This window comes from Micromonospora sp. NPDC050276 (genome assembly GCF_044459545.1).
In the GTDB taxonomy this organism is placed as follows: domain Bacteria; phylum Actinomycetota; class Actinomycetes; order Mycobacteriales; family Micromonosporaceae; genus Micromonospora.
In genome coordinates this window covers 483151-497786 of the sequence record NZ_JBITJA010000004.1, presented here as the reverse complement: position 1 = coordinate 497786, position 14636 = coordinate 483151, and the positions used below count along the sequence as shown (strand labels likewise).

Genomic DNA, 14636 nt, shown 5'->3' with positions numbered 1-14636 from the left:
CGTCGTGGCCCGATATCTGCTCACCCGCGCCTGGCAGTCGGCGCTGACCCTGCTGTTGTCGACCATCGTGGTCTTCGTCGGCGTGCGGGCCCTCCCCGGTGACCCGGCTCTCGCGCTGGCCGGGGAGGACCGGTCACCGGAGGCATTGGCGGCCATCCGTCGGCACTACGGGCTGGACCAGCCGCTGCCCATGCAGTTCGCCCAGTACGTGGAGCGGATGGCGCAGGGCGACTTCGGGGTGTCGATCCGCACCGGTACGCCGGTCTCGTCGATGCTCACCACCGCCCTGCCGGTGACCGTCGAGCTGTCCATCCTGGCGATCCTCATCGCGGCGTTCCTCGGGGTCGGCGCCGGGGTGCTCGCGGCGGTGCGTCGGGGACGTCCGGCGGAGTGGCTCGCCAACGGGCTGGCCCTGATCGGCCTGTCGGTGCCGCACTTCTGGCTCGGGCTGCTCGCGATCCTCTACCTGTCCGTGGCGACCGGGCTGTTCCCCGCCTCCGGCTTCGTGCCGATCCTGGAGGATCCCGTGGACAACCTGCACCACATCGTCCTGCCGGCGGTCATCCTCGGCACCGGCCTGGCCGCCATCATCATGCGGCAGACCCGATCGGCGATGCTGGACTCGCTCTCCTCCGACTACGTGCGGACGGCGAAGGCGAAGGGCCTGCGACCGCGTGCCGTCATCACCCGGCACGCCCTGCGCAACAGCCTCATCGTGGTGGTGACCGTCGTGGGACTCCAACTCGGCGGACTGATCTCCGGCGCGGTGGTCACCGAACAGATCTTCGGACTCCCGGGCTTCGGCAAGATGACCATCGACGCGGTGTTCCAACGGGACTACCCGGTGATCCAGGCCGTGGTCCTGCTCACCGCGACGGCCTACATCGTGATCAACTTCTTCGTGGACCTGCTCTACTCGGTCATCGACCCACGCATCCGGGTGACGGGAGATCCGGCATGACCGTCCTCACCGTACCGATGGCGGAGACCGGCCCCGCCAGCGTCACCCGGCGTACCCGGGTGCTACGGCGGCTGCGTCGCAACCCGCTCGCCGTGGTGAGCTTCGTGGTGCTCGCGCTGGCCGGCGTCATCGCGCTGCTCTCGCCGTGGATCGCGCCCTACTCCGCCGACCAGACCGACTTCGCCCGTACGTTCGCGCCTCCCGGCACCGCCGGGCACGCGCTGGGCACGGACGACCTCGGTCGGGACGTCCTCTCCCGCATCATGCTCGGTGCGCGGGCGTCGTTGCAGGTGGGGCTGCTGGCGGTGGCCACGTCGCTGGTCATCGGGGTGCCCCTCGGGCTCGCGGCCGGCTACTTCCGGGCCTGGGACGCGGTGATCTCCCGCTGCACCGACCTGCTGCTGGCGTTCCCGTTCCTCATCATGGCAGTGGGGCTGGCGGCCATCCGGGGGGCCAGCCTCGGCAACGCCGCGGTGGCCATCGGCATCGCCCAGATCCCCGGGGTGATCCGGGTGGTCCGCTCGGACACGCTGCGCCTCAAGTCGCTCGACTTCGTCGCGGCGGCCATCGTGGACGGCGCGAGTGACCTGTGGGTGCTGGCCAAACACATCCTGCCCAACGCGACGTCGGTGATCCTGGTGCAGGCCACGGTCGCGATCCCGGCCGCGATCCTCGGCGAGGCGGTGCTGTCGTTCCTCGGCCTCGGCATCCAACCCCCGGCACCCAGTCTGGGCACCATGCTGGCCACCGCCCAGCAGTTCGCCGCCCGCGCACCGTGGGCCGCCGTCTTACCCGGTGTCGTGATCATGGGACTGGCGCTGGCGTTCAACGTCTTCGGTGACGCCCTGCGCGATGCCCTCGACCCGAAGGGAGACCGGCGATGACCACGGCTACCGCACCCGTGCTGGAGATTCGCGACCTGTCGGTGTCGTTCCCGACCGAGACCGGCACCGTCTCGGCGGTCGACGGCGTCAGCCTGGACCTCGCACCCGGGGAGATCGTCGGGATGGTGGGCGAGTCGGGATGCGGAAAGAGCGTCACGGCGATGAGCATCGCCGGCCTGCTCCCGGGCAGCGCCCGGGTCACCGGGTCGGCGCGCCTGGACGGCACGCAACTGGTCGGCGCCCGCGAGTCGGCCCTTCGACGGGTCCGCGGCCGGGAGATCGCGTACATCTTCCAGGAGCCGATGACGTCGTTGAACCCGGTGCTCACCGTCGGGCGACAGATCGGGGAGGTGCTGCAGGTCCACGAGCGGATGTCCCGACGGGCGGCACGGGCGCGCGCCGTCGAGCTGCTGACGCTCGTCGGGATTCCGTCCGCCGCCCAGCGGGTCGACAGCTATCCGCACCAGCTCTCCGGCGGCATGCGTCAACGCGTGATGATCGCGATGGCGGTGGCCTGTGGCCCGAAGGTGCTGGTGGCCGACGAACCGACCACCGCGCTGGACGTCACCGTCCAGGCCGGCATCCTCCAGGTGCTGCGGGACCTGCGGGACCGGCTCGGCACCAGCGTCCTCATCATCACCCACGACCTCGGCGTGATCGCCGACATCGCCGACCGCGTGGTCGTCATGTACGCGGGGCGGGTGGTGGAACGCGCGCCGGTGGACGACCTGTTCGCCAACCCTCGGCACCGGTACACGGCCGGGCTCCTGTCGGCGTCGCCGCAACCGGGCCGGCACGCCGGCACGGATCGGTTGACCGAGATCCCCGGGCTGGTGCCCGTGCTGGCGACCCAACCCGACGCCTGCACCTTCGCGGATCGCTGCCCGGCCGCCGACCAGCAGTGCCGGTCGGTCGCCCCGCCGCTGGCGGGCTTTGGCGGCGCCGACCACGTCGCGGCCTGTTGGCACCCCTGCACAACGGCACCGACGGCAGCTCAGGAGGCGAACCGATGACGCCGCAGCCGAACGCCCTGGAGATCGAGGACCTGGTGATGCACTTCGGCCCGGTCCGCGCCGTGGACGGGGTGTCCCTGACGATCCCGCGTGGCCGGGTCACCGCCCTGGTGGGGGAGAGCGGCTCCGGCAAGTCGACGGTGGGTCGATGCGTGGTGCGGCTCGTCGAGCCGACCGCGGGAACGGTCCGGATCGCCGGCACGGACGTCACCCACCTGTCCCGACGGCGGCTGCGCCCCCATCGGGGCGCGGTGTCGATCGTCTTCCAGGACCCGGCCGCGTCGCTGGACCCGCGGATGCTGGTGGGCGAGATCGTGGCCGAGCCGCTGCGGCTGGCCGGCAAGCGGATCTCCGGGCGCGACCGGGACGCCCGCGTCGCTCCACAGTTGGAACGGGTGGGCCTGCGCGCCGAGGTGGCCCGCCGCTATCCCCACGAGTTGTCCGGCGGGCAACGCCAACGGGTCAGCATCGCGCGGGCGCTGATCTCCGAGCCCATGCTGCTCATCGCGGACGAACCCACCAGCGCGCTCGACGTGTCCGTGCAGGCATCGGTGCTCAATCTGCTCGCCGACCTGCAACGCGACATCGGGTTCGCCTGCCTCTTCATCACCCACGACCTGTCCGCGGTCGAATACCTGGCCGACGAGATCGCCGTCATGTATCTGGGTCAACTCGTCGAGACGGGCAGCCGCGAGCGGATCTTCGCCCGGCCCGCCCACCCGTACACGCAGGCTCTGCTGTCCGCCGCGCCGGTGGCCGATCCGGTGCGTCAGCGCGAGCGTCAGCCGGTGCTGCTCGGCGACGACCTGCCGTCCGCGCTCGACCCGCCGTCCGGCTGCCGGTTCCGCACCCGTTGCCCGCTCGCCTTCGACAGGTGCGCGACGGAGGTGCCGGCGCAGACCGCCATCGGCGACGGCATGGCCGCGTGCCACCTGGTCCGGTCGGACGGCACCGGCCCCGACGTTCGCAGCGCAGATCCCAGTGAGGTGTTGTCATGACGTTCACCACCCGACCCACGTTGCAGGGCACCTTCGGCATGGTGTCCTCGACGCACTGGTTGGCCAGCCAGGCGGCGATGGGCATCCTCGAACGCGGCGGCAACGCCTTCGACGCGGCCGTCACCGCCGGGTTCGTCCTGCACGTCGTCGAGCCGCACCTGAACGGGCCGGGCGGCGAGGTGCCGGCCATCGTGGCCACCGCCCGGGACCCCCGGCCGAAGGTGCTGTGCGGGCAGGGTCCGGCGCCGGCCGGTGCCACCATCGCGCACTTCCGCTCCCTCGGGATGGACCTCATCCCGGGTGCCGGGCCGCTCGCGGCGGCCGTGCCCGGTGCCGTGGACGCCTGGCTCCTGCTGCTGCGCGAGCATGGCACACGTACCCTCGCCGAGGTGCTGGAGCCGGCGATCGGCTACGCCGGCGCCGGGCACCCGCTGGTGGGTCGGGTGGGTGACACCGTGGCGGCGGTCCGGTCGTTGTTCGAGGAACACTGGCCCACCTCCGCCGCGCTCTGGCTGCGCGGCGGCCGGCCACCGGTCGCGGGGGAGCTGGTCACCAACCCGGCGTACGCGGACACCCTGCGCCGGCTCGTCGAGGCGGGACAGGCGGCCGGCAGCGACCGGGAGGCCCAGATCGAGGCCGCGCGTCGGGCCTGGAGCACCGGTTTCGTCGCCGAGGCGATCGACGCGTTCAGCCGGCGACCGTTCCAGGACTCCAGTGGACGCCCGCACGCCGGGCTGGTCACCGGCGACGACCTGGCCGCGTACTCGGCGAGCTGGGAGACTCCCGCCACCCTGGACTGGCACGGCTACTCGGTGGCGAAGACCGGCTTCTGGGGACAGGGCCCGGTGCTGCTGGAGTCACTGGCCACCCTGGACGCGCTGGACGACCCCGGCGCGTACGACCCGGGGACCGCGGCGGGCGTGCACGCCCAGGTCGAGGCGCTCAAGCTCGCCTTCGCCGACCGGGAGGCCTGGTACGGCGATGACGCCGACGTTCCCGCCAAGGCGTTGCTCTCCCCGCAGTACGCGCGGGAGCGGGCCGCCCTGATCGGCGATCGCGCGTCGGCGGAGTTGCGGCCGGGGCGTCCCGACGGGGCGCAGCCGCGCCTGCCGGCCCACGTCCGGCCGGGTGCCGGGCGACACGCCGGGCCGATGGACGCCACGACGGGGGAGCCGACCGTGCAGTCGGACGGGGTGACCCGGGGCGACACGTGTCACGTGGACGTGGTCGACCGCTGGGGCAACATGATCTCCGCGACCCCCAGTGGCGGCTGGTTGCAGAGTTCCCCGACGATCCCGGAACTCGGCTTTCCGCTGGGCAGCAGGTTGCAGATGTTCTGGCTGGAGGAGGGGCTGGCCTCGTCGCTGGCACCGGGCCGCCGCCCGCGTACGACGTTGAGCCCGACGATGGTGCACCGCGACGGCGAGCCGGTGCTGGCGTGTGGCACCCCCGGTGGCGACCAGCAGGACCAGTGGCAGTTGCCGTTCCTGTTGCGGCATCTCGTCGGTGGTCAGTCGTTGCAGGAGGCCATCGACGCGCCGGCCTGGCACACGGTCAGCCTGCCCGGGTCGTTCTATCCACGGGACATGGAGCCCGGCGTCCTGGTGGTGGAGGACCGCCTCGACGAGAGCGTGCTCGCTGAGCTGCGGGCGTACGGGCACGAGGTGCGGGTTGTCGACGGGTGGAGCCTCGGAAGGCTCTGCGCGGTGACCCGCGATCCGGCGACGGGTGTGCTCTCCGCCGGTGCGAACCCCCGGGGCATGCAGGGCTACGCGTGCGGCCGTTAGCCGTAGCCACGCCGCCGTCAGCGGGTGGCGTAGCCGCCTTCGGCGTTCTCGTACGCCGCGGCGGAGGCCGCGTCGAGGTGGTCGAGTGCGGCCCGCTCGGCGCGGTCCCCGTCGCCTGACTCGATGGCGTCGACGAGCTGGATGTGCTCGGCCCACGAGTGTGGCGCGCGTTCGGCGGCCCCGAGCCGGAACACCCACTGGACATGGAGGTAGAGCGACTTGGCGATCGACGACAGCCAGGGGTTTCCGCTGATCTGGAGGATGCGCAGGTGCAGGGTGCTGTTCAGCTCGGCGACCCGGGCCAGGTCCTGCCGCTGCGTCGCCTCGCGCCCCTGCTCCAACAGGGCACGCAGGGACGCCACGTCCGCCGCGGTCGCCCGCTCGGCGGCCAGCCGGGCGGCCAGCGCCTCCAGGCGCTCGCGTACGGCGAACATGTCGGCGATGGTCCCGCTGCTCGGTGAGGCGACGACCGCTCCCCGGCGGGGGAGGATCACCACGAACCCCTCCGCCTCGGCGACCCGCAACGCCTCCCGGACGGGGTTGCGGGAGACGCCGAAGTCCTCGGCGAGCCGGTCCTCGGTCAGCCGTTCACCGGGCGGGTAGTCGCCGTCGATGATGGCGGTCCGCAGCGCGGCGAGGACCTGATCGCGTAGCGGCAGGTGTTGCGCGCCGAGCTTGTCCCGCAGGTCTTCAGCCACCTGGTCGCCTCTCCGTGAACGTGTCCGGACAAAGTGTATACGAAGAACAATTATTGGAAGGTGGCCGACAGTGTCGAGCACAGCGCCCCGCGTCACCCACCCCCGCCTCGCGCCCCACCAGGACCAGCGCCTGCTGCGCAGACGGCACGCGCTCGTCGTCGCCCTCACCTTCCTCACCGGGAGCGCCGACGCTCTCGGCTTCCTCGCCCTCGGCGGCGCGTTCGCCAGCGTGATGACCGGCAACATGGTCCTGCTCGGACTCTCGGCCGGTCGGGGCGAGGCCGAGTTGGCCCTGACGTCGGGCTGCGCCATCGTCAGCTTCATCGTCGGCGTCCTCGCGGGCGCCCGCGTCGTCGGCTCGGCACAACCGGACGATCCGGTCTGGCCACGGCGGGTCACCTGGGCGCTGGTCCTGGAGCTGTCGGTGTTCGTCGTGTTCGCCGTCGCCTGGGAGGTCACCCTCGGTGCCCCCGACGCACGTGTGCACCTGGCGCTGCTGATGCTGTCCGCCGTTGCGCTGGGGGTGCAGAGCAGCGCGATCCAACGCTTCGGCGTGCCCGGCCTGTCCTCCACCTACCTGACCGGCACGCTCACCAGCCTGATCGCCGGCGTCGCCGCGCGCAGCCCCTGGGCCAGCCTGCGCCCCAAGGCGCAGGTGCTGCTGGCCCTCATGGTCGGCGCGGCGGTCGGCGCCCTGGTCGCTCTGCACCTGCCGGCCGTCGCCCCGGCCCTGCTGATCGTGCCGCTGGTGCTCGTCATCGCCGTGTCCGCGCGGATGCGGGCCTGACCGTTGTGGTGGCGTGCCGGTGTCGGCGTGGCCAACGCAGGATGGCGGAAACCCGCCATGTCCGTGCTCCGCCAGTGCTCACGCGGCTCAACCGGATGCCCGTCGCCTGAGAATCGGCGACGGCGGTGTCGGCCCTCCCGGGCGACCGCCTGAGGGAGGGACGTACGTCATGCTCAGACCCAGACAGCGGACACGTCGAGCCATCGGTGCCGTCGGTGCGGCGCTGGCCATCGTGCTCGCACTGCCGACCGGCGCGGCCGTGGCCGCGCCCGCGCCGAGCAACGGCGCGGTCGACCCACTGCGCAAGGTGGACCCGCGGGTGCTCGGCTCGGCCCGTGCCGGCACCAACGCCAGCTTCTTCGTCGAGCTGGCCGACGAAGCCACGTTGGACCAGAGCGACCTGGACCGGGTCGAGCGGGCCGCCGGTGGCCGGGCCGGCCGGGTCGCCCGCACCACGCGGGTCTACCAGACCAAGCTGGCCCATGCTGAGCAGACCCAGCGCGGGCTCCGTTCCCTGCTGCGCAATCGGCACGCCGACTTCACCCCGTACTGGATCGCGAACATCATCGAGGTCACCGGCGACCTGAAGCTGGTGACCGAGCTGGCCGGCCGGGCGGACGTCGCGCGAATCACCGCGATCGGTGGGACCAAGCTCGCGGAGCCGGTCCGCACCGCCGGCGCCTCCGCCGACAACCCGCAGCTGCCGTGGAACCTCACGTCGCTCGGCGCCGACAAGGTCTGGCGCGAGTACGGCACCCGCGGCGAGGGCATCGTCGTCGGCAGCGTCGACTCCGGTGTGCAGTACGACCACCCGGCCCTGGTCCGCCAATACCGTGGCAACGACGGCGACGGCACCTTCACGCACGACTACAACTGGTACGACCCGACCGGGATCTGCCAGCCGTCGACGCCCTGCGACAACTACGGGCACGGCACCCACACGGTCGGCACGATGGTCGGCGACGACGGCGACGGGCGGATCACCGGTGTGGCCCCGGGTGCCCGCTGGATCGCGGCCAAGGGGTGCGAGGCCAACTACTGCAGCAACAGCGCGCTGCTCGCCGCCGGTCAGTGGATGCTCGCGCCGACCGACCACAACGGCGAGAACCCCCGCCCGGACCTCGCGCCGGACATCATCAACAACTCCTGGGGCGGCCACGACGGTGACCCCACCTTCTACGACACCATCATCGACTCCTGGGTCGCCGCCGGCATCTTCCCGGTCTTCGCGGTCGGCAACGAGGCCAAGGAGTTGCCCGAGCCGTGCGGCTCGGCGGGCCACCCGGCCACCAACCCCCTCGCGTACGCCGTCGGCGCGACCAACGCCACCGGTGTGATCGCTGACTTCTCCAGCCGTGGGCCGGGCCGCGAGGGCGCGGTACGGCCGGACGTCACGGCTCCCGGGGTGGGCATCCTCTCCTCCGTGCCGGGCAGCGACTGGGGCATGAGCGACGGCACCTCCATGGCCGCTCCGCACGTCGCCGGCGCGGTCGCCCTGGCCTGGTCGGCGGTGCCCAACCTGCGCCGCGACCTGGCAACCACCCGCGAGCTGCTGGACCGCACCGCGCACGACGTCAACGACCTGCAGTGTGGTGGCACCCCGGCCGACAACAACGTCTACGGCGAGGGCCGGCTCGACGCGTACGACCTGGTGACCCAGGCCTCGACGGCGCAACTCGGCGGCGTCGTGGTGCACGCGACCCTGAACGGCACGGCGCTGTCCGGGGCGAAGATCACCCTGACCTCCGCCCTGGTCACCCGCACCGCCCGCACCGACGCGCGCGGCACGGTCCAGCTGGGTCGGGTCCCGGCGGGGGAGTACACCCTGACCGCGTCGTTCTTCGCGCGGCGGACCGTACGGCAGACCATCACCGTGTCGAGCAGCGGCACCACCAATCTGACGCTGGACCTGTCCGCACCCGCGGCGTGGCAGGCGATCCAGGGTCGGGTCACCGACCCGGCGGGCCGGCCGGTGGCGGGCGCCCGGTTGGCGCTCGCCGGGGAGACGTTCCCGCCGTTCGTCACCGACGCCGACGGTCGTTACACCGGGATGCTGCCCGAGGCCGACTACGACCTGCTGGTCGAGTACGGCCGGTGGCTGGCGCCGAAGACCGTCGCGCTGACCGTCGACGGGCCGGAGACGGTGGACGTGGCGCTCGCCGCGAAGGCCGACCGGCACGGCTACCAGGCGGGGACGGCCGCCGCGCAGTGGGCCGACGGGGGAAGCGTGCTGGCCCTCACCGGCGACACCGCGAGCCGAGCCGTCGATCTGCCGTTCCCGATGACGTTCTACGGCAGCACCTACCGTCAGCTCACCGTGCACACCGATGGGTACCTGACCTTCGGCGGCGACGCGGGCACCTCGGTCGGCGACAACGGTGCGCTGCCCGCCCCGGCGGTCTCGGCACCGGCCGTCTACGCGTTCTGGGACGACCTGGTCCTGGACCACGCCTCGACGGTGCGTACCAAGGTGTCCGGCACCGGCACGGCCCGACAGTTCGTGGTCACCTGGAACCGCGCCGCGTTGAAGAGCGCGCCGAAGACCCGGGTCGACGTCCAGGTGCGCCTCGGCGAGAACGGCACCGTCACCATCCAGTACCGCAAGCTCGCCGCCGCCGCGGCGGGGACCGGCGGCTCGGCGACCGTCGGCATCGAGGACGCCACCGGCCGCGACGCGCTGACGTACTCGCGGGACGAGCAGGTGCTCGACGCGGCCGACGCGATCACCTTCCGGGTGGTCGGTCGTGGCTTGCTGCGGGGCACGGTGCGGGATGCGAACGACCGTCAGCCGCTGGCCGGCGCGACGGTACGGATCGAATCGCCGGACGCGCCGCAACCGATCACCGCGACCACCGACGCCGACGGCTTCTACCAGTCCGAGGCGCCGGCCGGGCCGGTCACGGTGACCGCTCTGCAACCGGGCTACGACCTGCCGGCGAGCACCGTCGACGTGGTCGAGTCGACGGTCGTCAAGCACGACCTGGCGCTGCGTACGCCACTGCTGCTGGCCAACAAGAACGCGGTCTCGGTGACCGCCCGGGCCGGGGTGACCCGGACCGCGACGGTGACCCTGACCAACCAGGGTGACCTGCCGGCCACCTGGCTGGCCCGGGAGATCAACTCGCCCACCCCGCCGACCGGCATCCCCGGCCGGCAGCTCAGCTCCTTCCCCCTCAAGGAGCTCTACAACGCCTACGGCGTCGGCTACCGCAACGGCGAGTTGATCGTCTCCAACTCGTACCTGTTCGGGCAGATGCAGCGCTTCAACACGGACGGCCGGTCACTGGGCAAGGGTGTGCTGCCGATCGACGGCTGGCCCTCGGACATGGCGTACGTGCCGAGCCGGGACCTGATGTGCGCGCCGAAGATGTCGTTCGTCGGGGACCTGCCGATCGTGTGCTTCGACCCGGACACCCTGGAGGTGAAGGAGACCATCACCGGGCCGTGGGCCGGCAAGCTCTACTACGGGCTCGCCTACCGCGCCTCGGACGACACCTTCTACCTCAGCGGCGACAACCGGATCCGGCACCTCGCCGGGCTGTCCCACCCGCAGCCCGGTTCGGTGCTGGGGGAGTGCACGCCGCCCATCCCGTGGATGACCGGCCTGGCCCTCAACGAGGAACACAACGTGTTGTGGGGCATCAACCAGGACTCCAAGGAGTCGATCTGGGCGCTCGACCCGGCCACCTGCCAGCCGCTCGCCTCGGTGCCCGACCCCGACCCGAACCCGCTCAGCGGCGCCGGGCTGGACCTGGACGAGCAGGGCAACCTGTGGGTGCTCGCCAACGCGACCGGTCGGCCGTACGGCGGCAAGGTCTACCACGTCGACGGCTCGCTGCCGGCGTACAGCGACGTGCCGTGGCTGGCTGCCGCGACCTCCGGCGAGGTGTCGCCGGGGGAGAAGGGCGCGCTGACCATCACCGTGGACACCACCGGCCTGGTGCCCGGCACGTACGTCGCCACGCTGCTGGTCACCAACAACGGTGCGAAGGGCGCGTCCACTCCGGTCACCGTGTCGGTGACGGTCACGAAGTGAGCACCGGGGCCTGCCGACACCTCCAGTGCCGGCAGGCCCCGCCTTCGGGCTCAGAGCCAGTCGTTGCGGGCGATGAACCTGCCGAGCTGCAGCCGGGGCGTGCGGCTTTGACCGTCAGACACCGCGAGCGAACAGGGCCAGACGTACCCGGTTGGGGCTGTCCGTCTTGGTCATCAGGCTGGTGATGTGGGTCTTCACCGTGGTCACCCCGATGTGCAGTCGGTCGGCGATCTCGGTGTTGGACAGGCCGTCGGCGACCAGGTTGAGCACGTCCCGTTCCCGGGCGGTCAGTCCCGGCAGCGCCGGGGGTGCCTCGGGGCGGGCGTGCACCGCGCGCTGCACGAGGCGGCGCAGCACCTCCGGGCTGAACGGGCTGTCCCCGACGGCGGCCCGGCGGATGCCGTCCAGCAGCTCGGTGGGGGGCGCGTCCTTGAGCAGGAACCCGCAGGCTCCGGCGGTCAGGGCGGGGTAGAGGTGGTCGTCGTCGCCGAACGTGGTCAGCACCAGGATGCGGGTGGTGGGGCGTTCGGTGAGGATCCGGCTGGTCGCGGTGATCCCGTCGACGCCGGGCATGCGCAGGTCCATGACGACGACGTCGGGCAGGAGCCGCCCGGCGAGCGCAATCGCCTCCCGGCCGTTGTCGGCTTCCCCGACGACCTCGATGTCGGGTTGGGCGTCGCAGAGCATGCGCAGCCCGGCTCGGATGAGGTGCTGATCGTCGACCAGCAGCACCCGGATCACGCCGGCTCCGGCGCGGGTGATCCGGTCGGGGCCTCCCGTTCGCGGGGCAGTGACCGGGCGGACGGCTCGGCGGCGGCCGGGAGCTCGGTCCGCACCCGCCATCCCGTCCCCGTCGGGCCGGCCTCCAGCCGGCCGCCGAGGACCTCGACGCGCTCGCGCATCCCGGTGAGGCCGTGCCCACCACCGGCCGGCACCCCCGCCGGCACCCCACCACGCCCGTCGTCGGTGACCTCCCAGTGCACCGAGCCGTCCCGAACGGCGACCACGAGGCGCGCGAGCGCGCCCGTCCCCGCGTGTTTGGCCACGTTGGTCAGTGCCTCCTGGGTCAGTCGCAGTACCGCCATGCCGCGCACCGCGTCGAGGGAACCGATCGCCGGGTCGAGGTCGGCCTCCACGGTGACACCCGCCTGACGGGCCCGGTCGATGGACGCGCCGATCGCCGCCGGCAGCGCGGCGGGTTCGATCGCGGTCAACGCCGCGTCACCGCGTACCCCATCGGGGTTGCGCAGCACCGCGACCAGCCGGCGCAGCTCCGCGAGGGCCGCGGTGCCGGTGCCGTGCACGTCGTCGAAGACCTCGCTGACCCGGGGATCCAGGTCGGTGAGCACGTGTCGGGCCACGCCGACCCGCAGGACCATCGACGCCACGTGGTGCGCGACGACGTCGTGCAGCTCGCGGGCGATGGCGCTGCGCTCGTCGGCGCGGGCCGCGCGACTCTCCGACTCGTGCTGGCGTTGCTCGGCCCTGGCCCGCTCCACGGCCTGCCGACTCAGCTCCCGGTTGGCGCGGATGACGAGGCCGAGCAGCACCGGTACGCCGACCTCCAGGGCCAGCCCGACGACGCCGGAGGCGACCTGGCCGACCGGGTCGCCGATCGAGTCGGTCAGGTCGACCGCGACCAGCAGCGCGGTCGCCAGCCAGATGGTGCGGGGACGGCGCGCGCGCATGGTGACCTCGAGCAACGCCCAGCTGGCACCGACCTGGTTGATGGTGAAGTCGTCGAGCAGGCTGATCGCGACCGCCAGCAGGGCGGCCTGCGCCACCAGGTTGACCACCGGCCGACGGTGCGCCGCCAGTGCCACGGTGAACGCGAGCACCGCGAGGATCCACTGTGTCGGCGTGGGTGTGCTGGTGGAGTGCGGGACGAACAGCAGGTAGCCCAGCCCGCTGAGGTCGAGCAGCACCATCCGAACGAGCGTGTCCCGCATGTCGAACAGTCGCCCCAACCAGCTCACGGTGGTCAGCCTAGGCGCTGCGGGCCGGTGGCTGCGGTCGACGTCCGCCGCCACCGGGGCCGGACCGCCAGGTACGCGGCCAGTCCGAGCGGTCCGAGCAGGATGGTCAGCACCAGCACCGGGGCCATGACCAGCGCCGGCACCCCCCGTTCCCGGCTGTCCAGCCATGCCCACCGTCCGACGAACAGATCGAACGCGATCATGTGCGCCCAACCCGCCGCCGCCCCGTCGGAGGTGCCGAGCAGGTCGCGCACCCCGGCCAGGGTCGGCGACGTCACGGCCGGCAGCACGTCGCCGAACGCCGGCAGCACCAGCAGTGCGTAGATCACCACGACCGGCAGCACGATCAGCGGCGAGGCGATGATCCGGGCGGTCCACGACCAGCGGGGCAGCAGGATCATCAGCGCCCAGAAGGGCGCGGCCACCGCGAACGTCAGCGAGAACAGCGTCGCGGTCATGCGGCCAGCGCCACGTCCGGGCGGCGCCGGCGGGCCAGCACCAGAACGGTGGCGGTCGCCGTCGCGACCGCCAGGGCCGCGACCGCGACGAGCGTGCCGGCGTCCGGGCGCAGCAGCGGCTGCCCGCGCAGGGCCTGCCAGGTCAACATCACCGTGAGTACGCCGTACGCGGCGCCCGCGACGACCAGCAGCCGGGCCCGGGTGCGCTCGTCCAGCCGCGTCGCGAACCGGCTCAGCAGGATCGCCAGGATCGGCAGCGCCTGGAGGGCGTGCAGCCCCACGAAGTGCCCGATCCGCAGGTCACCGCCGGTGGTGCTCCAGCCGACCACCGGCAACCCCGGACCACCGTCGGCTACGCCGACGCTGTGCGCCCCACCGATCCCCTCGATCCCCGGGTCCTGCATCGGCAGCGCCATCGGCACCGCGGCGAGCATGCCCAGCAGGGACAGGCCGAGCCCCCACCCGACGGCGGTCGCGGCGACCCGGTCGGGGATCCGTTGGATCAGGACCACGATCCCGATGACGAGGTGCGCGAGGAACAGCACCATGATCGCCGCACCCATCGTCGCGAACAGCGCGGTGTTCAGGGGTGTGCTGTCGTTGAAGTGGCTGGTCTGCCCGCGTACCACCTGACCGACGATCACCATCATCTCGACGACCGCCACCGCGACGATGACGACGGCCGCCCTCTCGACGGCCCGGCTGCGTCGTGGCAGCAGGGAGAGCATCCAGGCGAGTGTCGCGCCGTACAGCACGAAGGACACCGCGAACTTGAACGGCTTGAGCCAGATCGGCGCCCCGGTGAGGACGCGCGGGTCGACGAGGATGCCGACCACGGTGACGACGGCGAGCACCGCCATCACGGATACCAGGAACATCAGGGGGCGGTTCCAACGCGTCGCCCGGCGCAGCACGGTTGTCATGCCTGTAGATGCTCGTGGCCGGGACGGTCGATCGCGTCCGACCCCGAGCCCTGGTTGCGGCCGGTGGTCGGAGCGGTCCTCCTCCCTGGGTAGGAGACGAAACCCGTCGAAGCCG

At 72.3% G+C, this 14636-nt stretch carries 12 protein-coding genes; 7 read left to right on the top strand and 5 right to left on the bottom strand.

What is annotated here, in order from left to right; translation table 11 throughout:
- The first annotated feature begins 4 nt into the window (after nt 1-4).
- From ACIBF8_RS11170 to ACIBF8_RS11150, 5 genes are read left to right on the top strand one after another with little or no spacing between them, the layout of a single operon-like run.
- Nucleotides 5-961 (top strand): ABC transporter permease, encoded by a 957-nt coding sequence (locus tag ACIBF8_RS11170; RefSeq protein ID WP_396782393.1) that lies wholly within the window; start codon nt 5-7, stop codon nt 959-961.
- Complete coding sequence (locus tag ACIBF8_RS11165; protein ID WP_396782392.1) at nt 958-1845, top strand: ABC transporter permease; 888 nt, start codon at nt 958-960, stop codon at nt 1843-1845. Before ACIBF8_RS11170 ends, ACIBF8_RS11165 begins: the two co-directional genes overlap by 4 nt.
- Nucleotides 1842-2858 (top strand): ABC transporter ATP-binding protein, encoded by a 1017-nt coding sequence (locus ACIBF8_RS11160; RefSeq protein WP_396782391.1) that lies wholly within the window; start codon nt 1842-1844, stop codon nt 2856-2858. Before ACIBF8_RS11165 ends, ACIBF8_RS11160 begins: the two co-directional genes overlap by 4 nt.
- Nucleotides 2855-3856, top strand: a complete 1002-nt coding sequence (locus tag ACIBF8_RS11155; RefSeq protein ID WP_396782390.1) for an ABC transporter ATP-binding protein — start codon at nt 2855-2857, stop codon at nt 3854-3856. Before ACIBF8_RS11160 ends, ACIBF8_RS11155 begins: the two co-directional genes overlap by 4 nt.
- On the top strand, nt 3853-5643 hold the full coding sequence (locus ACIBF8_RS11150; RefSeq protein ID WP_396782389.1) for a gamma-glutamyltransferase family protein: 1791 nt from the start codon (nt 3853-3855) through the stop codon (nt 5641-5643). Before ACIBF8_RS11155 ends, ACIBF8_RS11150 begins: the two co-directional genes overlap by 4 nt.
- A gap of 17 nt (nt 5644-5660) precedes the next feature.
- Here ACIBF8_RS11150 and ACIBF8_RS11145 read toward each other — a convergent pair whose 3' ends face one another.
- Nucleotides 5661-6341 carry a GntR family transcriptional regulator gene (locus ACIBF8_RS11145; protein WP_396782388.1) on the bottom strand — a complete coding sequence of 227 codons (681 nt, stop codon included), beginning with the start codon at nt 6339-6341 and terminating at the stop codon, nt 5661-5663.
- A 70-nt stretch (nt 6342-6411) separates the two neighbouring features.
- Here ACIBF8_RS11145 and ACIBF8_RS11140 point away from each other — a divergent pair, with 70 nt between their 5' ends.
- Complete coding sequence (locus ACIBF8_RS11140; RefSeq protein WP_396782386.1) at nt 6412-7128, top strand: YoaK family protein; 717 nt, start codon at nt 6412-6414, stop codon at nt 7126-7128.
- A gap of 169 nt (nt 7129-7297) precedes the next feature.
- Nucleotides 7298-11164 (top strand): S8 family serine peptidase, encoded by a 3867-nt coding sequence (locus ACIBF8_RS11135; RefSeq protein ID WP_396782384.1) that lies wholly within the window; start codon nt 7298-7300, stop codon nt 11162-11164.
- A 114-nt stretch (nt 11165-11278) separates the two neighbouring features.
- On the opposite strand, the gene ACIBF8_RS11130 is transcribed toward ACIBF8_RS11135, so the two are convergent.
- Genes ACIBF8_RS11130 through ACIBF8_RS11115 form a run of 4 tightly spaced genes read right to left on the bottom strand, consistent with a single transcriptional unit; the run spans nt 11279 to nt 14521 of the window.
- A complete protein-coding gene (locus ACIBF8_RS11130; RefSeq protein WP_396782383.1) occupies nt 11279-11905 on the bottom strand; it encodes a response regulator in 627 nt (208 codons plus the stop codon).
- Nucleotides 11902-13140, bottom strand: a complete 1239-nt coding sequence (locus ACIBF8_RS11125; RefSeq protein WP_396782381.1) for a sensor histidine kinase — start codon at nt 13138-13140, stop codon at nt 11902-11904. The genes ACIBF8_RS11130 and ACIBF8_RS11125 overlap by 4 nt, the downstream gene beginning before the upstream one ends.
- A 5-nt stretch (nt 13141-13145) precedes the next feature.
- Nucleotides 13146-13598 (bottom strand): ABA4-like family protein, encoded by a 453-nt coding sequence (locus ACIBF8_RS11120; protein WP_396782380.1) that lies wholly within the window; start codon nt 13596-13598, stop codon nt 13146-13148.
- Complete coding sequence (locus ACIBF8_RS11115; protein WP_396782379.1) at nt 13595-14521, bottom strand: hypothetical protein; 927 nt, start codon at nt 14519-14521, stop codon at nt 13595-13597. Before ACIBF8_RS11115 ends, ACIBF8_RS11120 begins: the two co-directional genes overlap by 4 nt.
- Nucleotides 14522-14636 lie beyond the last annotated feature (115 nt).

Coding starts and splice junctions, on each gene's coding strand:
- ACIBF8_RS11135 (WP_396782384.1), top strand. CDS start 7,298: ATGCTCAGACCCAGACAGCGGACACGTCGAGCCATCGGTGCCGTCGGT.
- ACIBF8_RS11150 (WP_396782389.1), top strand. CDS start 3,853: ATGACGTTCACCACCCGACCCACGTTGCAGGGCACCTTCGGCATGGTG.
- ACIBF8_RS11160 (WP_396782391.1), top strand. CDS start 1,842: ATGACCACGGCTACCGCACCCGTGCTGGAGATTCGCGACCTGTCGGTG.
- ACIBF8_RS11115 (WP_396782379.1), bottom strand. CDS start 14,521: ATGACAACCGTGCTGCGCCGGGCGACGCGTTGGAACCGCCCCCTGATG.
- ACIBF8_RS11165 (WP_396782392.1), top strand. CDS start 958: ATGACCGTCCTCACCGTACCGATGGCGGAGACCGGCCCCGCCAGCGTC.
- ACIBF8_RS11120 (WP_396782380.1), bottom strand. CDS start 13,598: ATGACCGCGACGCTGTTCTCGCTGACGTTCGCGGTGGCCGCGCCCTTC.
- ACIBF8_RS11155 (WP_396782390.1), top strand. CDS start 2,855: ATGACGCCGCAGCCGAACGCCCTGGAGATCGAGGACCTGGTGATGCAC.